At 51.7% G+C, this 21130-nt stretch carries 21 protein-coding genes and 1 pseudogene; 18 read left to right on the plus strand and 4 right to left on the minus strand.

All coding sequences use genetic code 11. The features are described from left to right. Positions 1-30 precede the first annotated feature (30 nt). The 9 genes and pseudogenes from ACFOLF_RS28980 to ACFOLF_RS29020 all read left to right on the plus strand — a co-directional run bounded on the left by ACFOLF_RS28980 (position 31) and on the right by ACFOLF_RS29020 (position 7159). Entirely contained in the window at positions 31-1044 is a 1014-nt protein-coding gene (locus ACFOLF_RS28980; protein WP_210037446.1) for a hypothetical protein, read from the plus strand. 190 nt (positions 1045-1234) lie between these two features. After that, positions 1235-1459, plus strand: a pseudogene (locus tag ACFOLF_RS28985) (Atu4866 domain-containing protein); the annotation flags it as partial. A gap of 27 nt (positions 1460-1486) precedes the next feature. Continuing rightward, the gene (locus ACFOLF_RS28990; RefSeq protein WP_379112955.1) at positions 1487-2227 is read left to right on the plus strand and encodes an SDR family oxidoreductase; all 741 of its coding nucleotides are present in this window, start codon (positions 1487-1489) and stop codon (positions 2225-2227) included. A gap of 145 nt (positions 2228-2372) precedes the next feature. Beyond that, a complete protein-coding gene (locus ACFOLF_RS28995; protein WP_210037448.1) occupies positions 2373-2843 on the plus strand; it encodes a CcdC protein domain-containing protein in 471 nt (156 codons plus the stop codon). A 134-nt stretch (positions 2844-2977) separates the two neighbouring features. Beyond that, on the plus strand, positions 2978-3976 hold the full coding sequence (locus ACFOLF_RS29000; protein ID WP_210037449.1) for an oxidoreductase: 999 nt from the start codon (positions 2978-2980) through the stop codon (positions 3974-3976). A 274-nt stretch (positions 3977-4250) separates the two neighbouring features. Continuing rightward, on the plus strand, positions 4251-4700 hold the full coding sequence (locus ACFOLF_RS29005; protein WP_210037450.1) for a VOC family protein: 450 nt from the start codon (positions 4251-4253) through the stop codon (positions 4698-4700). 74 nt (positions 4701-4774) lie between these two features. Then, positions 4775-5368 carry a TetR/AcrR family transcriptional regulator gene (locus tag ACFOLF_RS29010; protein WP_379112806.1) on the plus strand — a complete coding sequence of 198 codons (594 nt, stop codon included), beginning with the start codon at positions 4775-4777 and terminating at the stop codon, positions 5366-5368. A gap of 101 nt (positions 5369-5469) precedes the next feature. Further along, complete coding sequence (locus tag ACFOLF_RS29015; protein WP_210037451.1) at positions 5470-6099, plus strand: NAD(P)-dependent oxidoreductase; 630 nt, start codon at positions 5470-5472, stop codon at positions 6097-6099. A 13-nt stretch (positions 6100-6112) separates the two neighbouring features. Beyond that, positions 6113-7159: an NAD-dependent epimerase/dehydratase family protein gene (locus ACFOLF_RS29020; protein WP_210037452.1), complete on the plus strand. Its 1047-nt coding sequence runs from the start codon at positions 6113-6115 to the stop codon at positions 7157-7159. A 1-nt stretch (position 7160) separates the two neighbouring features. On the opposite strand, the gene ACFOLF_RS29025 is transcribed toward ACFOLF_RS29020, so the two are convergent. The 3 genes from ACFOLF_RS29025 to ACFOLF_RS29035 all read right to left on the minus strand — a co-directional run bounded on the left by ACFOLF_RS29025 (position 7161) and on the right by ACFOLF_RS29035 (position 9818). Next, the gene (locus tag ACFOLF_RS29025; protein ID WP_210037453.1) at positions 7161-7625 is read right to left on the minus strand and encodes a MarR family winged helix-turn-helix transcriptional regulator; all 465 of its coding nucleotides are present in this window, start codon (positions 7623-7625) and stop codon (positions 7161-7163) included. 157 nt (positions 7626-7782) lie between these two features. Next, positions 7783-8337 (minus strand): NADPH-dependent FMN reductase, encoded by a 555-nt coding sequence (locus ACFOLF_RS29030; protein WP_210037454.1) that lies wholly within the window; start codon positions 8335-8337, stop codon positions 7783-7785. A gap of 272 nt (positions 8338-8609) precedes the next feature. Then, positions 8610-9818, minus strand: coding sequence for an MFS transporter (locus tag ACFOLF_RS29035; protein ID WP_210037455.1), 1209 nt, complete (start codon positions 9816-9818; stop codon positions 8610-8612). Between the two features lie 145 nt (positions 9819-9963). Between ACFOLF_RS29035 and ACFOLF_RS29040 the strand changes: the two genes are divergently transcribed. The 4 genes from ACFOLF_RS29040 to ACFOLF_RS29055 all read left to right on the plus strand — a co-directional run bounded on the left by ACFOLF_RS29040 (position 9964) and on the right by ACFOLF_RS29055 (position 13079). Next, positions 9964-10725 carry a MerR family transcriptional regulator gene (locus ACFOLF_RS29040; RefSeq protein ID WP_210037456.1) on the plus strand — a complete coding sequence of 254 codons (762 nt, stop codon included), beginning with the start codon at positions 9964-9966 and terminating at the stop codon, positions 10723-10725. 37 nt (positions 10726-10762) lie between these two features. After that, complete coding sequence (locus ACFOLF_RS29045; RefSeq protein ID WP_210037457.1) at positions 10763-11539, plus strand: spermidine synthase; 777 nt, start codon at positions 10763-10765, stop codon at positions 11537-11539. Positions 11540-11674: 135 nt separating this feature from the next. Then, the gene (locus ACFOLF_RS29050; protein WP_379112803.1) at positions 11675-12013 is read left to right on the plus strand and encodes an AAA family ATPase; all 339 of its coding nucleotides are present in this window, start codon (positions 11675-11677) and stop codon (positions 12011-12013) included. A 22-nt stretch (positions 12014-12035) separates the two neighbouring features. Then, the gene (locus ACFOLF_RS29055) at positions 12036-13079 is read left to right on the plus strand and encodes a hypothetical protein (protein WP_210037459.1); all 1044 of its coding nucleotides are present in this window, start codon (positions 12036-12038) and stop codon (positions 13077-13079) included. Positions 13080-13114: 35 nt separating this feature from the next. Here the strand turns inward: ACFOLF_RS29055 and ACFOLF_RS29060 are convergent, their stop codons facing one another. Further along, complete coding sequence (locus tag ACFOLF_RS29060) at positions 13115-14023, minus strand: AraC family transcriptional regulator (RefSeq protein ID WP_210037460.1); 909 nt, start codon at positions 14021-14023, stop codon at positions 13115-13117. 118 nt (positions 14024-14141) lie between these two features. On the opposite strand from ACFOLF_RS29060, the gene ACFOLF_RS29065 reads away from it, so the two are divergent. The 5 genes from ACFOLF_RS29065 (at position 14142) to ACFOLF_RS29085 (ending at position 21109) form a co-directional block, all read left to right on the plus strand. Further along, positions 14142-14828, plus strand: coding sequence for a phytanoyl-CoA dioxygenase family protein (locus ACFOLF_RS29065; protein ID WP_210037461.1), 687 nt, complete (start codon positions 14142-14144; stop codon positions 14826-14828). Positions 14829-14923: 95 nt separating this feature from the next. After that, positions 14924-16699, plus strand: coding sequence for a hypothetical protein (locus tag ACFOLF_RS29070; protein WP_210037462.1), 1776 nt, complete (start codon positions 14924-14926; stop codon positions 16697-16699). Between the two features lie 42 nt (positions 16700-16741). Then, positions 16742-17644, plus strand: a complete 903-nt coding sequence (locus tag ACFOLF_RS29075) for an aldo/keto reductase (RefSeq protein WP_210037463.1) — start codon at positions 16742-16744, stop codon at positions 17642-17644. A gap of 124 nt (positions 17645-17768) precedes the next feature. Next, complete coding sequence (locus ACFOLF_RS29080; protein WP_379112953.1) at positions 17769-19985, plus strand: helix-turn-helix domain-containing protein; 2217 nt, start codon at positions 17769-17771, stop codon at positions 19983-19985. Between the two features lie 200 nt (positions 19986-20185). Next, a complete protein-coding gene (locus ACFOLF_RS29085; RefSeq protein ID WP_210037465.1) occupies positions 20186-21109 on the plus strand; it encodes an ABC transporter permease in 924 nt (307 codons plus the stop codon). Positions 21110-21130: the final 21 nt, after the last annotated feature.

The following is a 21130-nucleotide window of genomic DNA, read 5'->3' on the forward strand; positions in this document are numbered from 1 at the left end:
GAACCGTGACGGGAAGAGGAGGAATGCGAAATGAATATCAGGTTTCTATTGATCGCAATTGCGTTATTCATGTCGGGTTGTTCCGCCGAAAACAGGAGCGCCGGGGATCAGTCATCCGGTACGGAGCAGGCCGCCGCCTTGCAGCCGGACAAGTCTGTTGATGGATCCGTTCCGGCTGCCAGCTTTACCCAGGGCTCTGCGGCAGCAGCGGGGAATCGCCTATTTCCCGAATGCCGGGGAGGGCGGGTTACTGCTCTCGGGGAAATCAAGTCCGATGACGGTGAAGCGTGGATGGTTCCTTCCGAACCGGATCTGTCCTTAAACGATGCGGGTGATCTGGTGAATCCGTGTACGAACGTAGAACATAGAAGCATATCGGATATAAATCCGGACGATACTCCGCTTGTTGTGATCGATCCGGACGGCGTGGAGATCACGGGCTATATTTTCGCGGATAATTATTTCGAACTGTACGTGAACGGCCAGGCGGTGGCGAAGGATGCCGTGGTCTATACACCGTTTAATTCTTCGATTGTCCGTTTTAAAGCCAAATACCCCATGACCTATGCGATCAAAGCCGTTGATTGGGAGGAAAATCTGGGTCTTGGCACGGAAGACAACCGCGGCAATCCCTATTATTACGGCGACGCAGGGATTATTGCCGTGTTCAGCGATGGAACGGTGACAGATGAAAGCTGGACGGCGCAAAATTATTACGTCTCGCCGCTCATGAGTAAGGACGATATGGTTGTTGGGGAGTCGGATGGAAAGCAGCGCAGGACGTCTCCGGATTATAAAGAACCGCCAGCTTGCAATGAGAACTGTTATGCGGCTCATTTTGCCGTTCCGGCTGATTGGTATGCCGTTGATTTCGACGATACAAGCTGGCCGCAGGTGTCGACTTATTCCGAGAAAGAGGCAGGGGTGGACAATAAAAATCCCTACACCAATTTCAGGGAGGAATTCAGTAAAGGCAAATTTATCTGGACAGGCAATTTGAAGCTGGATAATGAAATTCTGCTGCGGCATACGGTTGAGCAATAACAGGACAGGCGCTCACCCTTTAGGCTATTCCCGACCCTCCGATATTCGGAGGGTTATTTTGTTTTTATTTCAGACAACGGCCTGGAGGATCAGGCAATCATTTGCGATGAATGGACTATCTCCTTCAATCGGAATCGTTTCATAATGTGGAAGAGACCAAGCAATTGAAGTCAGGAAGGGAGAATACGAAATGAATCAACATTCAATTACTCATCCGTACGTCGGCATGTGGGTCACCAAGGATGGCCATATCCGGCAGGAGCTTCTGCCTGACGGCCGTTACGATGAAGCCCGCGGCAAACGGAAAAGCGCCTATACGGGAAGCTACAGCGTTAAAGGCAACCGCATTGATTATGTAGACGATACCGGATTTACTGCGGATGGCGAGTTTCGGGATGATGTTCTCTATCACGGAGGAATGACTTTTACCGGGAGGAAAAAAATGTATAACAATATTTCAAAAAAAGTTGTGGCAATTACAGGAGCAAGCAGCGGAATTGGAGAAGCAGCCGCACGGCTTCTGGCTGCGAATGGGGCACATGTCGTATTGGGAGCAAGACGTCGCGACCGGTTGGAGGCTGCCGTAAAAGCTATTCGTGCTGAAGGCGGCTCAGCCGAGTACCAGGCATTGGACGTTACAAGCAGGGAGCAAATGGAGGCTTTTATCGGCTTTGCCAAAGATAAATTCGGCCATGTGGATGTTATTGTGAACAATGCCGGGGTTATGCCGCTCTCGAAGCTGGAAGCGCTGAAAGTTGACGAATGGGACCGCATGATCGATGTGAATATCCGCGGCGTGCTTCACGGCATAGCGGCAGGCCTTCCCATTATGCAGAAACAGGGATTCGGCCAATTTATCAATGTCGCTTCCATAGGGGCGTACGGGGTAGTACCGACAGCTGCTGTTTATAGTGCCACGAAATACGCGGTCCGGGCGATTACCGACGGGCTGCGCCAGGAGGTCGGAAACGGTATCCGGGTGACGCTTGTTTCGCCGGGAGTAACGGAATCGGAGCTTGCGGATCATATCTCCGATGAGGAAGCACGGCAGCAGATGAAGGAATATCGGCGTATTTCAATTTCAGCGGCTGCTGTCGCCCGGACAATACTATTTGCGATGGAGCAGCCGGAGGAAGTGGATGTGAACGAGATCATTGTGAGGCCGACGGCAAGCTCCAATTAGCTGCGGGTTATTGCCGGGATTATTGACAGCAGGCGTTATAAGAAAACGTAAGTCATCCGGGGCTCATGATTATTTTCACTATTGAATCACTCTCGAATCGGGGATACTTTGATTTAGAAGCCGATTAAAGGGAGTGTATGGAAGCATGAGTGCGCCCGCGTCTATGGTGATTTCTGTATTGATTTTTATTCTGATCGTTTCCGGTCTGTCGCGGGGCATGAAGAACCCGATCCGGCAATCGGGAATCACGCTGCTGCTGCCGATTATTTATATCGCCACCTGTTTGTTTCAATTGCTCGATCCGGACCTGCATGCGCAGGAGGATCAAATTATTCTTGCGCTGGTGGCCGGGCTCGTTATTGCCGTACCGCTTGTTATCGCGACAAATTTTGAAGTCCGGTCAGACGGAATTTATTTTCAGCGCAGCAGTGCTGTATTTGTCATCCTGATAGTGGTCTTTGCGCTCCGCTTTGCACTGATGGGAATGATAACGGGTATTGATTCAACAACGCTTGAATTTATTCTTAATACAGCCACACTAAGCTACATCGCGGTTTGGAGAATCGCCGTCTTCGCTAAATTCCAGCGTGTCGTGAACAGCCGGGCACATGTCTGATCCTTATTTTAAAAAGGCTCTTGCCTTAAAGTCAACTTTAAGGTGTAAGATTTGTTTTACATTCCGACAATGATGGATATTCTAATTCAAATGGGTTTCGGAATGAATAAACAATCAAAGGCCGGTGGAGCAGGATGACGTCATTTACTGGTATTAAAGATACAGCACAACAGCCGATTCCCTCGGGCTTCGGTCCTCAATCAACAGCCAGGGAAGTCATCGGCAGACGCGATCTGACAGGCAAAGTTGCCATAGTGACAGGCGGTTATTCCGGTATCGGACTTGAAACCTCGCGAGTTCTGGCGGAGGCCGGAGCGACGGTTATCGTGCCCGTGCGGACGCCGGAGAAAGCGCAGCAAGCACTTGCAGGCATCCCGAGGCTGGAAATGGAAACGATTGATCTTATGGATCCGGCTTCGATCGACAGCTTCGCGGAACGGTTCCTCGCTTCGGGAAGAGCGCTCGACATCCTGGTGAATAGCGCAGGCATCATGGCAAACCCGCTTACAAGGGAAGCCCGCGGATATGAATCCCAATTCGCGACGAATCATCTTGGGCATTTCCTGCTGACGGCAAGGCTTTGGCCTGCCTTGAGCAAGTCCGAAGGGGCCAGGGTCGTTGCGCTTTCCTCGCGGGCGCACCGGCTGGGCGGGATCGACTTTGACGATCCTAATTTTGAACGCAGGGAATATGACAAATGGAAGGCTTATGCCCAGTCCAAATCAGCCAATATATTGTTCGCGCTGGAGCTGGACAAGCGTGGAAGATCTCATGGAGTCCGCGCCTTCTCTGTTCATCCCGGTCTAATTCCGACTGATATAGGGCGCAGCCTGACGGCGGAAGAAAATGCTCCCCAGATGGTGAAGGACGAGAATGGGAAGCCGGTTGGCGGCGGGAAAGCCGATCAAATGAAGAACGTTCAGCAGGGAGCAGCGACGAGCGTCTGGTGCGCAACGAGCGGTCAGCTGGATGGAATGGGCGGTGTCTACTGTGAGGACAGCGATATCGCTGAAGCTGTCCCGGCCGATAGTGTAAAGGGCACAGGGGTTCGGCCATGGGCAGTCGATCCCGATGATGCGAAGCGGCTCTGGTCGCTAAGCGAAGAGCTTGCAGGCGTGAAATTCAGCATCTGAGCGGTTAGAGATTGAGCTATAGGATAGGTTGGAGCAGGCCTGGGGCAATCCCGGGCCTGTTTTTGTGAGGTTCCCGAACAACCCCAGGCGGCAGGGGCAACGCATAATGAGCATGTCAGAGCGGACATGAATATTTCCGGATATGCAGCGGACATGAAGAAATCCTGCAAAAAAAGCAATCCAGAAGAAACTACAGTTCCGATTTTATGCTACTATTCGTTTTGAGAGAATGATCCAGACTATTCCAATAGGATGAAAAAGGAGCTGAAGGTTTATGCAAAAAATCACTACTTTCCTGTGGTTCAACGATCAGGCGGAAGAGGCAATCAACTTCTATACGTCTATCTTTAAAAATTCAAAAATTTTGAGTCTTCACCGCAACCAGGGAGCGGTTATGTCAGGAACCTTCCAGCTGGAAGGACAAGAATTTATGGCATTGAACGGCGGTCCACATTTCACCTTCACGCCTGCCATTTCGTTATTCGTGAATTGTGAGACGCAGCAGGAAGTCGACGAATTGTGGGAGAAGCTGTCCGAAGGCGGATCCAAAGAAAGATGCGGCTGGCTGAGGGACAAATACGGGCTGTCCTGGCAGATCATACCTTCTGCCTTGGGTGAAATGCTGCACAGCGAGGACGCTGAAAAATCGGGAAGAGCCATGAAGGCGATGCTTCAAATGGATAAGATCGATATTGCGCTTCTTAAACAAGCCTACAACGGGTAAGCATGTTGAACAGCCGGCTTGCCATAAAATTATACCCGGGAACAAGGTATAATTTTATGGTTGACTTTAGATAAATGATCGTTTATTATTGCTTCATGAGACAAAGAGATGACAACAAAATAGAAGCGATTTACGATGCCACCATTCAGCTTGTGAATGAAATCGGCTTTGCCGAAACATCCATTTCCAAAATTGCCAAGAAGGCCAATGTATCGGCCGCAACCATTTACATTTATTTTGAGAATAAGGAGGATATGCTGGGGAAAACCTATTTGAAGGCCAAAAAGATGATGAGCGAAAAATTGTTTCATGGGATGGATGAAGCGGCTCCTGTAAGAGAACAGTTTGATTTTTTTGCACGGAACTTTGTAAAGTTCATTCTGAACCATGGCGATAATTTTATGTTTATGGAGCAGGTAACCAACTCCCCGCTGCTGCAGAATTGGTGTCTGGAAGAAACCAGTTCGCTGTACGAGCCGGTATTCAGAATGTTTGAAACAGGGAAGAGCCAAAAGCTATTCAAACAAGAGGATGTTAATTTGCTTATCATATATTCTGTGATGCCCATCGCGCAGCTCGCCAAGGCTCAGATCAAGGGCGAATTTCTATTCGATGAGAGAAGCCTCCAAACAGCCATTCAAATGAGCTGGGATGCAATAAAGATATAGACAAAATTTTTTTCATATAAATAAATGAACACTTTTTTATTTAAGCAATTATAAATAGGCGTTCATTTATGAATAAAATATATTTTCGGAGGACGCGCGGAATGAAAGTAATCATTTTTGAAGCAAGCGGACTTACAGGCCGGCAGCTCATCGAACAAGCGCTGAAGCAGGGACATGAGGTTACGGCATTTGTGCGAAAGGCGGGCCGAATCCCGCATGCGCATAATAACCTTCGCATTGTGGAAGGCGATGTGCTGAATGCGGATGAGGTGGAGCAGGCGGTCATCGGGCAGGACGCGGTGTTGTGCGCAATAGGAGCAAGCGGCGGCAGTCCTTCCGATATCTGTTCCGAAGGAACCGGGCATATCCTCCTCGCGATGCGCAAGGCCGGCGTTCCGCGGATCATTGCGGTGACGGGGTTCGGCATCAGCCGCGATAGCCGACTGCAGATGAGGTTTGGGACCAAACTTGTTGTGTGGCTGTCTGTCCTGCTTTTCCGCCGGGAGTCCATGGATAAACGGCAGCAGGACAGCCGTATCCGGCAAAGCGGGCTCAGCTGGACGATCGTGGAGCCGCCGACGCTTACCGATGGGCCAAGGACGGGACGTTACCGGCTGGATACGGCGCGTGCTCCCATGCTTGGCAGAGTCTCCCGGGCGGATGTGGCGGATTTTATGCTTGATCAGCTGGACAGTCATGAATTTAACAACAAATCCACAGTCATCTATTAGGAGGAAATGAATCATGAATATGCAAAAAGGCGATCTTTGTTTGGTAACGGGAATCAGCGGATATCTGGCATCCTGGATAGGGCATTATCTGATTGAGGAGGGCTACCGGGTCAGAGGAACCGTTAGAAGCCTTAATAATCGTGAGCAATTGGAGAAGATGAGCGAGCTGCTGCCCGGCATTGAATTTGTCGAAGCCGATCTGAGGAAGGAAAACGGTTGGGATCAAGCGGTGGACGGGGTGAAGTGGGTATTCCACGTCGCAAGCCCGCAGGCGGTGAAGACGGAGACCGATCGAATCGGCGGGGCTACCAAAGGCACGGAATTCCTGATGAATGCCGCGCTTGGCTCCGATACGGTGAAAAAAGTCGTGATTACGAGTTCGGAAGCGGCAGTGGCTTATGGACACCCTTCCTCCAAGACAACGTTCAATGAGGATGACTGGACGGACGCGAATGGGCCCGGCGATTATTTCCGCAGTAAGACGCGGGCAGAGAGAATTGCATGGGACATCGCCCGGGATCAAACACGCAATCCGAAGCAGGTGGCGCTGTCCACTATTAATCCGAGCATGATTCTGGGGCCATCGCTTGTGCCGTGGGCGCGCTTCAGCAGTGAGACGGTGAAAAACATTGCGGAAGGCAAAATGCCGATGATCCCGGATATGACGGTCTATTATGTCGATGTGCGCGACTGCGCCCGCATGCATATTGCGATTATGAATGATCCCAAAACGAATGGCCATCGTCATTTGAGCATGGCGGCAAGGGGGAAGTATTTCGATCTCGCCGAGCTCATACGGGATAACTATTCCCAGCTCGGTTACAAGGTAACATCAAGAGTGGCGCCGCATTTTCTGTTATGGATAATGAAGTTTTTCAGTGCCGATGTCGCATCCATTTATTCAAAATTGAGGGTAAATACCGTCATGAAAACGAAATATCCGAATGTTTACAAATACAAGCACACCCATTTGCTTCAGATGGTCCGGGATACGATGGATAATCTTATTGCGAGCGGCATCATCGAGCCAAGAGGCCACATTTCGATCCATATAGAATAATTCAGGGTTTGGTATTGTTTGCGAGGGCTTCCGCGCCCAGTCCAATGGCTTTTAACAAATCTATGAGTTTCAGCTTATCTTCTTTGCTGATAAATGATAGATTATTGGAAATCACTTCAGCATGCTTCGGAAAGATGCCGCCGAGCAGAGCTTGACCTTGTTGTGTAAGAGTCACATTAGAGCCTCTGCGGTCGGTTGGACTTGGCTCGCGTCTGACATATCCTTTTTGTTCCAGTTTATCGACGACATAGGTGATGCTTCCGCTGGGAATGGAGAAAATTTCGCTGATTTTTTGGATGGGATGGGGACCTTTGCTGTAGAGCAGCTCCAGAATCATGAAATGCTCCTGACTAATGCCATGATCCTCAATATCGTTTCGTACATTGTCAAAGACGGCTCTGGAAGCTTTCATCCATATCCGGAACAGTCTCAGGTCAAGCTCGTTTTGCTCATCTGGCTGTGACATTGCCTTGCCTCCTTTTATAAATCAGGACCTCCAAATTGGAGGTCCGTTACCTGCCCTGCGTCGAAACAGCTGCTCTATCCATAGCAAAAGCAAGCTGGATCAGAAGAGAACTGACCCGGCTTGCTGCTGATACGAGCATGGAACATTGTAATTCGTATTAACGCAATGTTTTCAACGCGCCGCTCCAGGCGATAACCTGGTCAAGCATCGTGTTAACCGCAGACTCCTGGTGAGGCGCTGGTTTGAAAACACTATAATTCTCGAAATCGGTAATCAGGGAAAGTCCGACCTGGGCGCGTACATCGGCGATATGAAGCTCGCCTACAATCAGCCTCAAATTCTCGATTGCGCGCGCGCCGCCGCTGCCGCCATAGCCCACGAAGCCTGCTGCTTTATGATTCCACTCTTTAAAGAGAAAATCAATGGCATTCTTGAGCGCGCCGGAGGTTGCATGGTTGTACTCGGGTGTTACGAATACAAAGCCGTCGAAGGAAGCAATTTTCTCAGACCAGGCGATCGTATGCGGTTTGCTGTATTGTCCCATGGACGGCGGTACCGGCTCATCGAGCAATGGCAAATTGAAATCCGCAATATCCACAAGCTCGAATGAAGCGTCGCTGCGTTTCTTTGCAATATCGGTGACCCAGCGTGCTACAGCTTCACCATTACGGCCCGGACGTGTACTTCCAAGTATAATCGCTATTTTTAACATCGTAAACTCCTCCATGAATTTCATATTTTTTGAAATCGAAGACCATCGTGTATAGATGCGTAATCTTAGACTAGTTTGGACTAATCAGCTACGTTTTATTATGATGCTTGTGATGAAAGCTTTCTGGACTTCACTCCCTCCCAATCCTATATAAAATAATCATATATATAATATTTATAGGACTTTTTAATCCTAACATTAGGATACTTTATTGTCAATCCAAATATGGGCGTGAAGATTTGACTGTCGCAGCAAGCCCGGATATGAAGCGGTTATTGACTGCGGCTGCGATGGATGGGTACGATGAATAAGAGACCCGCAAGAAAACATAGACCGGCCAATTCATACACGATGGCAAGGGACCATGCATCCTTCAGAACACCGGAAGCGCTCATCATAAGAAGCATGGAACCGGTCATAAGCGGTGTCCGGATTCCGGTAACCCGGCCGATAAAGGCTTGCTCGGTATGATTCATGACTAACGTATTGTTGCCAATAAAAATAGCCGGCTGCAGAAGCGCTATAATGAACTGCGCAGCCATCGTAACCCAAAGTACAGAAGATAATCCGATGAGCAGGATGCCCAATCCGTTGACAAGCAATCCCATCAGCAGAAGACGCTGCGGAGCAATCCGGGGGGCCACAGCAAACGCTGCAGCCCCTCCGAGCATTTCCCCCAGTCCGTAAGGAATAGTGATCCATGGCAGGTCATGCGCCGGCAATCCCAGACGATCGGTGACGAGAAAAATACTTAAAGGCGTTACCAGCCCTACGCCGAGTCCGACAAGCGTGAAGCATAAGCTAAGGCGCAAAAGCTCCCTGTTGAAGATGACATAACGAATGCCGTCCGCCATCTCGCGAAGCAGGGAGGCCGGTTCAGCGGACTGGTCCGATGGAACCGGCGGATCTGCCGGAATAAACAGCATGACAAATGCGGATATGAGAAAAGAGACACTGGTTAGCAGAATCGAGACTCCAATTCCAGTCTGCTGGTAGACAAGCGTTCCAAGAATCGGACCTATGATCATAAAAACTGAAAAAAACATCTGAAGCAGCGACATGCAAATTGGCGCTTCTTCATCCTTTACATGGAGCTTGAACAGCTTCATGCCGGATGGCTGCGCAAACTGTGATAGAATCGAGGAAATCAGGGCAGCGAAAAACACGACCGTCCATGATCCGGATTCTATCAGAAAGAAAACAATCAATACCGATAATGCGCTTAAGCCTTCACACCAGACGACCGTTCTTTTGGGACGCCACCGGTCCGCGAATACACCGCCAATGAATGAGAAAATAAAGATCGGCGCGTACTCGGCGACAGCAATCATCGAAACGGCCAGCGCATCCCCATTCGAGCTTTCCATGACGTACAAGAGGACCGCCATATTTCTGATCCAGATTCCGAATTGTGAGAAGAGATTGGAAATCAGAATGACTCGTACAAATTTGTTGCGAAGCAGGTGAATGGAATTTGACATGGCTATGCTTCCTCCTTGATATCATCTCGGACGTAAGCTTAGTCCCTCCTGCAAGGGGAGAGTCAAATTATTTATGGTCGCTGCCCGGAGTTGACTCTCCTCTTAGGGAAGGCTTTAGAGTGGAGATTGAAAGGAAGTGAGCCAGATGCTCTATACGGTAAAAGAGGTATCGTCATTATCCATGGTCACGATCAAGACGCTTCATCACTATCACAAGATAGGTCTCCTTATTCCGCACGAGATCACGGAAGCGGGATACCGGCTGTACGGAACGAAGGAGCTTGAACGCCTGCAGCATATTTTGTTCTACCGGGAGCTGGATTTCCCCCTGGAGACAATCAAAGAGCTGCTTCAAGGGGAGCAGGAACGGCTGTCCATCTTGTCGCAGCAGGAGGAGCTGCTGCTTGCCCGCAAGCAAAGGCTGGAAAACATTATAGATACCTTGAAATTATCCATGGAGCACACAGAGAAAGGGGAGAACATGAATAAACGGGATTTGTTCAAGGGCTTTGAAACCATGGAGGAGTGGAATGAAGCGCTGCGCGGACAAAATGATTATTTGAAGCAGACCTATTCGGTCGACGCTCTGGAGGTTGCCGAAGCCGATGTACAGAAGATGAATGAGCAGGCATCGGAGGCGGCAGCATTTATGACGCATATGGCAGATGCATTGAGAGCGGGCTTGAAGCATAATGATATCAAAATACGGGATGTTATCCGCAGCCATATCCATTTTATGAATCAGCACGGCCATCAAATATCCGCTCATGATTTTGCTGCGCAAACACGCTTCTTCCTCTCTGACGACTTTCATCTTCGCATGCTTGAGGATCAGCAGACCGGCCTGGCCTATTTTCTTGCCGCAGCGGCAGAAGCAATCGCGGCAGAGGACACAGCAGGCGGGTAATGAAAGCAATAGGGGATATCCGGGAAATGATTAATAGATGATAGTGAAGGAGATCGGGCATTTGCGTCAGCTAGCCAGGGAGATCAGCAGGCATCAGGAGATCGGCGTTTACGAGGCGGCCCAACTGTATGGGGAGACAGGGAAATACCGCTTCCTGCAGTTTTCGGACCATGCCGTGCAGGGGGCAATCGACCTGAAGGATCCGAAGCGGATCGTGCTGGAATATCCGCGGGCCATGATCCATCTGATGGAGTACAATTATCCATCGTTCGAGGATGTGTTTGTCATCGGACACGGAGTTGGCACCATTGCCGGCCATTATCCGGACAAGCGGTTCAAGGTAGCGGAGATTGACGGAAGGGTGGTGGAGCTGAGCAGGGAGTTTTTTGATTACCGCATGGATAATGTAACCATTGGAGACGGTCGGGAGCTGCTGGCGGATGAAGCGCCTGGAAGGCTGGATTATATTATTTTGGATGCCTTTACCCGCAGGGGAACTCCGCCTCATCTGACAACCGTGGAATTTTTCGGTATGACCCTTGAAAAGCTTGGCCCTAGAGGCTCCATTATGTTGAACCTTATGGGAAAGCCCAGGAATGACATTGGAATCAACGCCATTCATACGACGGTCCGGGAAGTATACGCCTGCACAAAAGCTTTCCTTCTGCCGGGGGAGGAAGCGGACGATATCGGGAATATTATCATTATGGGAAGCGGCAGAGCTGTTGAATTCCAGGCGCAGGCCATGGCAGGATTTCGCGAAATTGAACTGGAGCCTGGACATATCATAAGGGACAAGAAGCGGGACTTCTGATTCGGAGCGCCTAAAATATGATAGAGAGAGGCGATTGATTTGGAATGTGTCATTTTCATAGGGATCCAGGCATCAGGGAAGTCCACTTTCTACAAAGAAAAATTTTATGATACACATGTAAGAATCAATCTGGATATGCTTAAAACCAGACACAGAGAACATATTTTTGTCGATGCGTCAATTAATGCCAAGCAGCCGTTTGTTATTGATAACACGAATTCAACGAAAACAGACCGGCAGAAATACATGGATGCTGCCCGCAGTCAACAGTTCAAGGTTACAGGCTATTATTTTGAACCGAACCTGGAGGAATCAATGGCGAGAAATGATAAACGCAGCCAGGGAAAGGTTCCATTGCCGGGCCTAAGGAGCACACTCCGTAAATTGCAAAAACCGGATTTCGATGAAGGCTTCGATCAGCTGTACAGCGTACGGATTGTTGACGGCGTTTTCACGGTTTCGGAATGGACTTGACAAAGTGGAGGAGGATGAATAGATGAGAGTAGGAGATGCACGGGCAGCAGCGGCGGAATGGATCTTGCAGGAGGCAAGCCGCGAGGCCGGATTCAGGGGGGCGTATTACAGTGGATCGACGGTGGGACTGCCTGATGAAGCCGAGCTGCCGCCCGCTTCCGATGTTGACGTTGTGATCGTCGTCGCCGGGGACGAGCCTCCGCTCAAGCTCGGGAAATTCATCTACCGCGGCACGCTGGTGGAGGCCACGTATCTGTCCTTGAGCCTGTTCAATTCGGTCGAGGATGTGCTGTCGTCCTATCATCTGGCAGGCAGCTTCCGAGCGGATACCATCATTGCGGATCCTACCGGGTACCTGCGCAGTCTGCAAATTCAGGTGTCGCGCCAATTTGCCGAGCGGAAATGGGTTCTCCGCCGGTGTGTGAACGCACGGGAGAAAATCGAGAATGGGCTGAATTCATTCAACACCGCCGCGCCGCTGCATGATCAGGTCACATCGTGGCTGTTTCCGACCGGCATAACCACGCATGTTCTGCTCGTAGCCGCGCTTCGCAATCCGACCGTCCGGCTCCGCTATCTCGCCGCCCGCGGTGTGCTGGAGGAATACGGCCATTCCGGACTTTACGCCGAGCTGATGGAGCTGCTCGGCTGCGCCCGCTTGACTCCCGGGCGCATTGAACATCATATTACGGAGCTGGCCCGGACCTTCGACGCCGCGGCGGCTGCAGCCAAGATTCCTTTCTTCTTCAGCACCGACATCACGGCCGCGGCGAGGCCGATTGCGATCGACGGAAGCCGCGAGCTTGTACGGGCGGGCAATCACCGCGAAGCGGTTTTCTGGATCGCTGCGACCTTCGCTCGCTGCCACAAGATTCTTGCCGCAGACGCTCCATGGGAGCTTCAGCATGCGCATGCTCCGGCCTTTCTTGCCATGATCGCTGACCTTGGCATTCACTCCACCGGTGACCTGACCCGCCGCGCATCTGACGTTAACCGGTTTCTGCCCAGAGTTTGGGAGACCGCCGAGGCCATTATATCGGCGAATCCAGACATCGCAGCTGAGTAAACAGCGGCAGAAGTTTTGTCTCCGGCCTCCTGTCCTTAATGCATAATGCTGAGCTTGCGGTAAGCTCTGGGGGAGACGCCCTGCCATTTTTTAAACATTTTGCTGAAATTATGAAGATCGTCATAACCGAGCTGACGGCCGATCAGCTCGATCTTCATGTCCGTTTCACGCAGCATTCTTTTCGCTTCCCGGTGCCTGACAAACTGCAGGTATTTATGGGGGCTCATCCCGATAATATCCTTGAACAGACGGATAAAATGATCCTCGCTCACATTAAAGCGCTCTGCCAACGCCCCGTTTGGCCAGGTCCCGCCAGGGCTGTGCTCCATGTCCGCAGCAAGGTTCTGCACCGCTTCATAGTATTGGGATTGCAGGCTCGGGCGGCTGGACTTCGCAGGAAGACTTAACAATTGGGTGAAAATCAGCAGCATCAGTCCCCTGCACGCCATTTCATAGCCCGGATTCCCTCTTCCTCTCGCATGATCCTGCACAATCCGCTCCATCCATTCCACCATTTCAAAAGGAATTCCCTCGTAATGCAGGCCGAAAGCCGGCAGATCCTCCCCGTTCACAGGCAAGGAACAAAACCGCTCCGCAACCACCTTATCCTCTTGAACGACAATATCCTGCTCAGCCAAGGCAGAGTGCTCATTGAAAAAATCAAAATGAATCCCCAGCAGCCGCGTGTCCATCTCCGTAAGGATCTCAATCCGATGCCGGATGGACGAAGGCAGCAGAAGCAAATCGCCCGCCCCGGCGGGAATCCGGCTGCTCTCATCATCAAAATGGATCTGCAGCTCGCCCTGGAAGACATACATCAGCTCGAAATCGTAAATAGTCCGCAGCTGCCCGCTGCTGCGGGGGACATGCTGAATCTGCGCCCAGTGCACATTAGGCCGTACTTCCGTTAATTCGAGGTATCGCGGTTTGGGATGCCGGAACATAAGGACATTCGCCTCCAATATCGGAAAAGGATAACTTATCATCGATCTCTACCAAATATATCACAGCTTATTTGTGCTAACATCTCATTTAACATGATAAATAAGGTGGAATGAACCGATGAGCGCCAATATGGAGCAACAATTCGCGGAGCAGGGTTATGTCGTGATTGAGGACCTGTTTTCGACAGAGGAAGTGCGGAAGCTTAAGCTGGAAGTGGCCCGAGTGCTGGAGGAGGTCAAGAAGGAGAAAGGAGCGGAGGCGGTTAAGCATGGCGTATACGTAGGCATGTCAGCGGCCAGCGCCTTATTCAAGCAAGCGGCGGCAAAGCCTGAATTGGCCGCGGTCCTTAAGAAAATTATCGGGGAGCAGGTCATCTTCCTCAGCGATAAAGTGGTATTCAAGGATTCAAAGGTCGATTTCGGATCACCTTGGCATCAGGATTATCCTTACTGGGAAGGCAGCCACAAGTATTCCGTCTGGATCGCACTAGATGATGCGGCACGCGAGAACGGCTGCCTGAAGATTTTGCCGGGCTCCCATCTGAAAGGGGCGCTTCATCATGGCGAAGGAGACAATGACGGCAACGGCTTCTCCAGCCGATTGAAGGAAGAGGATATTGACCAGTCGCAAATTGTGGATTTGCCTGCCTCGCGGGGAACCGCTATTGTGTTCCATGATCTGCTCTTCCACGCCTCCTACCCGAATCAGTCCGGCAAAGACCGGGTGGCCTTGATTTCGACGTATAAAGACGGAACGCAGGAAGATCCGTCCTACGAGTGGGCCAAAGCTGCCTTTCCCATCTGATCCTGTGGAGGGCAAGAATTTATTGCCGATGAATAGCACCTGACGTGTAAGAAGAAATATGTGCTTAAAATGGTTGACGAAGGAGCCAATAGTCCATGTTCACAACGGAACGGCAAAGCACGCATCACCAGATGCAAACCGTACTGCTCGACTACATGAAGACGATATCCGGCTGGATCGATGGGGAAACGGGTGCGATCGAGGACCGCTGGGATACGATATACAGCGAGAACTATACGGCAGGCACGGCGGCGGTTATATTCGCGGGCGGAGCAAGCTTCAGCGGTGATAAGGAAATTACAGATACGGCGCTTCATTTAATCCGGCGCTCGACCGTGCGCCTGAAGGATCTTAACGCGGCCCCGTTCACCCGCCTGTTTATCTACCATTTTGGCATGATGGCGCTCCTTATGCTGCCTGAAGAGGTCCGCAATCGTCACAAGGGGGAATTTGCGGAGGATTTTCTGCATGGCGAGCCGCAGGATTGCGGCACGATTAATCTCAACTGCGCTGCCCTGCAGCTGGGCAACGAGCTGTTCCTGGAGAAGCTGGGGTATCGCCCTGCCAATGAAGCGTTCATCGAGCAATTAATGGCGCTGATCGAAGAGCGGGAGCATGAAGGGTTTCTGAACGATTCCTTCGATTATCACGATCAGGAGACGTTCCGCGAGCATGACGGGATGCCGATTTCCTATTCCGCCTTTATTATGTTTATTCTGACCGGTGTTCTGGCGGCCATTGAGGAATGGCCGCCTGCGCATCAGGAGATTCGGACGCGGCTGGAAATCCTGATTGAGAAAGGGCAGCAGTGGCTCAATCACGCTACCTCTTTTGATGGTACTTATGCAATGATGGAGCGCAGCCGCCATCAAATGTTTACCTGGGGCTCGTTCGTAACCTATCAGGCTTACGCGGGGATGGGCGACGAGGGGTTGTTTACGCGGGCCTTTCAGTCCTGGCTCCCCTATAAGAAAGCTGACGGCACATACAGCATTACTCCCAACTATTTGCCTCATGAGCTGCGTACCGGCTACGAGTGGTACACGCTGGTGAATTGTTACGGCATCCTGGGCATGACAGGCATCTCGGTTGCAGAACGGATCATCAGCCGGAACCTGCAGATGGAGCGGGCCAATGAGCGCAGCCCCCTGCCCGCAAACAATCAATACATGGATTTGCGGAGTGGATATGCCTTCATCCGCAGCCACGATGATTTCTTCGCCGTCAGCCTGCGCATGCATCTGGGCAAGTACAGCCCGGCTCTCTGCGGTTTTCACTACCGCGTAAACGGGAGCAAGCCCCCTCTTGCCGAACCAAAGCTGAATGTGAACGGTTTGGCGGCCGGACTTTATCAGCAGAGTTACGACTTGGGAGCCTGGGAAGGGTTTCTGCTGCGCGACGCTGCGGGTAATCTTTGCTTCCCCGATATGACATCGAATCCGGAGGTGCAGTGGCTGGATAACGGTATAGCGATGACAGCGCAGAACGAACATCTTGTCTGCCGCAAGACGATTTCGCTGATTGGGTCGGGGATCGAATGGACGTATCAATTGAAAGTGAACAAGGATTTTGTCAGCTGTGAGCATATTCTGCCGCTGCTGCTTACGGATGGCCGCAGCGGCACGAGACTCGAAGCCCGGACCGGACATGGCTGGAAGCTGTCCTATGGGGATGCAAAGTATGAAATTTCATGCGATGCCTGCGACAATATCATCCGTACACCTGAAGCGGTCTATTCGAACACCAATAATCTGTCACTGTCACGCTCCTTGCTGTCCGTATCCGGCGTATCCGCGAATCTGTCGCTGGTCGTATCAGGACCGCTTAAAGCCGGCGATGAATGCTCATGGACAACACGATTTGTGGAATAGCAATGAATGCCTGACGATGGCGGTAGAGGGGGAAAAACAAGAATGGAGTATACACAGCTCGGCAGAACGGGATGGAAGGTTTCCAAGCTGGGACTTGGCGGCGCGCCGCTTGGCGGGGATTTCGGTGAAACGAATGACCGGGAGGTTGAGAAGGTGGTTCATGCCGCCCTCGATCTTGGCATTAATTTCTTCGATACAGCCCCCTTGTACGGGCGCGGGGAGAGCGAGCGCAGGCTGGGTCTTGCGCTTCGCGGCCGCCGCGACCGCGTCATTCTGGCGACCAAGGCGGTGATGCGCGGAGATTCCTACTCCTACGAGAACACGATCCGCTCCGTGGAGGAGAGCCTTGACCGGCTGCAGACGGACTTTATTGACCTGATCCAGCTGCATGAGCTGGAGACATGCGGGGAGGAAACGGCCATGAGCGAAACGCTTCCGGCCTTCCGCAAGCTTCAGGAACAGGGCAAGGTCCGTGCGATTGGCGTGAATGCCGGGCGGGTTGCGATGCTGCTGCCCTTCGTGCAGGAAGGGCTTGTGGATACGGTGCAGACCTTCGGCAAATATACGCTTATCGATCACACGGCTTCCGATATCCTGTTCCCCCACACACGCGGACATGGGGTTGGCGTTATTCACGGCAGTCCCTTGGCAATGGGGGTTCTTGCGGACAGCCCGGCGCCGTTCATGGCTAATTATCAAGCCAAGCTTCAGGAAGGAGAGCGCCGCAAGGCGGAGCTCGCTTTCCTGCGTCAGCCGGGAGCGGGCGGGCTGATCGAGCCGGCGATGCGCTTCAGTCTCGGCTGTCCCGATATCGCGGTGACATTGACGGGAACCACAAGCGCCTTGGAACTGGCGAGAAACGCGTCGTATTGCGATGGCAAGGGGCTTAAGCCTGAGCTGCTGGAGCAGGTTTTATCCTTATTCAAGGGTGAAGCAATGGTGTAAATGGTATAAGTTCTAAGGCTATGGGAAGCTTGCTATAAGTCCGGAGGGAATAAACTTGTTGTGCCGCCAGAGGATGGCGAAAACCGTTTCTATTGACGAAGGGTAGGTGAGTTCTTCGGTGATCATGAAATGGAGAAGCAGCTATTACTTCCGGCTGGTCCTTTCCTACACGCTTCTTGCCGTTGTGCTGATCGGCATTACAGGCGGGTATTTATTGACCAATGCGGGCGAAATTGTAACGAGCGAGGTATCCAAGGATGCCGGGTATGAATTGTTGAATGTGAAGGAGCTGGTGGAAAATAATTTCTTCCGGTTTTATGAAGACGCTTTCTTCAACAAGGTGCTGATGACCTTCAATAAGGACAGCAACGAGGAGATCAAGTATCTGCTCGAACACCGTGCAGAGGGCAATGTCTCGCGAATCGTCCGCTTCATTACGGATCTTGGCTTAATCCAGGATATGACGCCGGGGCTTGACGGGGTTACGGTATATATGCGCGAGGGCGAATATGCTATGGACAACAACCGCTACTATCAGACCCCCGACAACTCGCTGGACGCGGCCTTTATCCGGCAGCTAGACGACATCGTTCCCAATCAGTGGTTCAAACGCGAGAAGCCGGATTCACCGGGCCATCAGGTGATGACCTATGTGTTTCCGCTGCCCTATCAATCGCCGCCCGCCAAGGCCGCGGGATTTCTGTATCTGGATATCAGCCTGGATCACTTAAGCACGATGGTGCGCGATGCGCTGAATTATCCCGAGTCCCATGTCTATATGTTCGACGAGAACGGGCAGATGATCATCGGAGGAGAAAATGCCCCTCCGGATGAGATTGCCGCGGTACAGCATGCGATGGCGGGTTCCGCGAACAGCCAATCAGCCGCCGGCACCTTCACCCGCCACGGCAGCAGTGTGATCTCCGTCCTTCACCGGAACGATGCCATGAACCGCTGGAACTATGTCATTGTGAGGCCGAATGAATCGTTCCAGCTGTCCGCAAGCAAGATGAAACGCCAGGTATGGACAGCCTGCCTCATGGCGCTGCTCGGCGGCTTCATCATTTCCTTTCTCATGTCGCGGCATTTCTATATGCCGCTCAAGAAGCTGCTCTATTCCATCCGCAATCTCTACACGGGACCGCCGCCGGCAGCTGCCGGACATGAATACGCGGCTATCGACCATATGCTGATGTTCATCGATTTGAGCATGCTCCAGATGAAGGATCAGGTAAGAACGAAACAGATTACAGGTCTTATTACCGGGCAGCAAACGGCAGCGGGCTTCGGAGAGTTCCCGGCCATGCCCCTGGAGTGCAGATATGCCGTGGCTTATATGACAACCGAGCCGGAGGGCTGCGGGATTCTGGTCAGGATTATCGCGGATCAACCGGGATTGTCCGCAGAGCTTGTCAGCCTGAGCGCGACGGAGATGGCCCTTCTTGTATTCATGTACGATGACTCCCCGACTTCTCGCGCCGTGGCGGATACGCTTGAAGCGATGCGAACCTCTCTCGGGTCCATCCCTTTCGGCGCCGGCATCGGGAGCGTCGTCCATTCTGTCGAAGCGATCCATCATTCTTATCTGGAAGCGGTGGAAGCTTACAAATATTCCTACATCCGGGGCAGGGACGCGATCATCCGGTATGAGGAGATTTCGGCATGCCGGGAGCTGCTGCTGCTCCCTCAGGTCGAATACGATATGCTGCAAAACAGGGTGCAGGCGGGAAAGGTCGGCGAAGTGGAGCGCTGGATCGACGAGATGACATTCACCCTGAAGTCGGAGCCTCTGAGCGTCGAGATGGTGGAGCTGATCCATTTGCGGATCACGACGGTCATCTCGCAGATCGTCATTGAGCAAAAGCTGCAGGACTTGTTCCCGGTGTTCGGCATTAACGAGAAGATCAAGCGGCGCACGCTGGACGAAACGATGGCGGTGCTCAAGCAGCAAGCGGCAAGCATCGCGCAGCATATCAATGAAAGCCGCAATGACGCCCATCATGAGAAAATCGTTTTCTTGAAATCCTTTATCGTCCAGCATATGGCGGAGGATCTGTCGCTTGATGAAGTGGCAGGGAGGGTGAGCCTCTCGGCCAATTATGTGTCGACCCTGTTCGGATCCATTTCGGGCGAATCCTTTACCGAATATTTGAACCGGATTCGTCTGGAGCAGGCGGCCTCCCTCCTTGTTGCGGACCGGCATCTGACCGTTGCGGATATAGCCGCATCCGTCGGCTTCCGCAATTCCCAATATTTCTGCACCAGATTCAAGGCCAGGTTCGGCATTACCCCGCTTCAATACCGCGGCTCCGGAAAGCTGCGGGAGAGCGTGGCGGAATGATCCAGTGTCTGCCGCATCCCGGGCTCACATCCTCGTGGCCCCGGGATGCGGCTGTTTGATTATAATAATTTCCAATTGGAGAGCCAATAAGATAAAAGTGTAATGATTTGGAGGGAATTGAAATAGACTTTGGCGCCATTCTGTAGCAGCATTAGTCTCAAGCGACAAACACACATCAGACGGGAAAGGATGGTGCATCCATGCAGCTAACGTATTGGCGGAGAACCTGGAAGTCATATAAACGCTATAAATATATGTTCCTGCTTCTGGCCCCGGCCCTGATCTGGTATGTGATCTTTGCTTACGGCCCGCTTTACGGCATTCAGCTCGCCTTCAAGGATTTTATTATCAACAAGGGCATTATGGGCAGTCCCTGGGTCGGTCTCAAATATTTTCGGGAGATGGTCGAGGGCTCCCAGGATTTCTACCAGATTATCCGCAATACGATCATACTCAGCTTTTATCATCTGATCTTCGGATTTCCGGCTCCCATTGTACTGGCATTGCTGCTGAACGAGGTGCGCGGGGAAATTTTTAAAAGGGTTTCGCAAACGCTTTCATATCTGCCTCATTTCCTCTCATGGGTTGTCGTGGCCGGGTTTATGTTCACGGTCCTGTCTCCTTCCAGCGGTATTGTGAACATGATTATCGGCTGGTTCGGCGTCGAGCCCATTTATTTTGTCGGCAAAGCGGAATACTTCCGGTTCACGCTGGTTATGTCGGCCATCTGGAAGGAAATTGGCTGGGGCGCCATTATCTACCTGGCGGCGCTGGCCGGCATCAACCCGCAAATGTATGAAGCGGCCGTCGTGGATGGCGCCGGCAGATTCAAGCAGATGCTCTATATTACGCTGCCTTCGCTTGTGCCGGTCATCTCGATTATGTTCATTCTGCGCATCGGCCAGGTCCTCGACGCCGGCTTCGATCAGGTGCTCAACATGTATACCCCGGCCACATACAGCGTAGCGGATATTCTGGATACGTATGTTTACCGGATCGGTCTGGAGCAGATGCAGTTCAGCTTCGCTACCGCAGTCGGCTTGTTCAAGAACGTCATCGCATTCGCGCTTGTATTGACCACGAATTATATCGTGAAGCGTTCCGGACAGGAGGGGCTGGTATGAATCCAACCTGCAAAGAGGAGG

Source organism: Paenibacillus sepulcri, assembly GCF_042647105.1.
Classification (GTDB): Bacteria; Bacillota; Bacilli; order Paenibacillales; family Paenibacillaceae; genus Paenibacillus_Z; species Paenibacillus_Z sepulcri.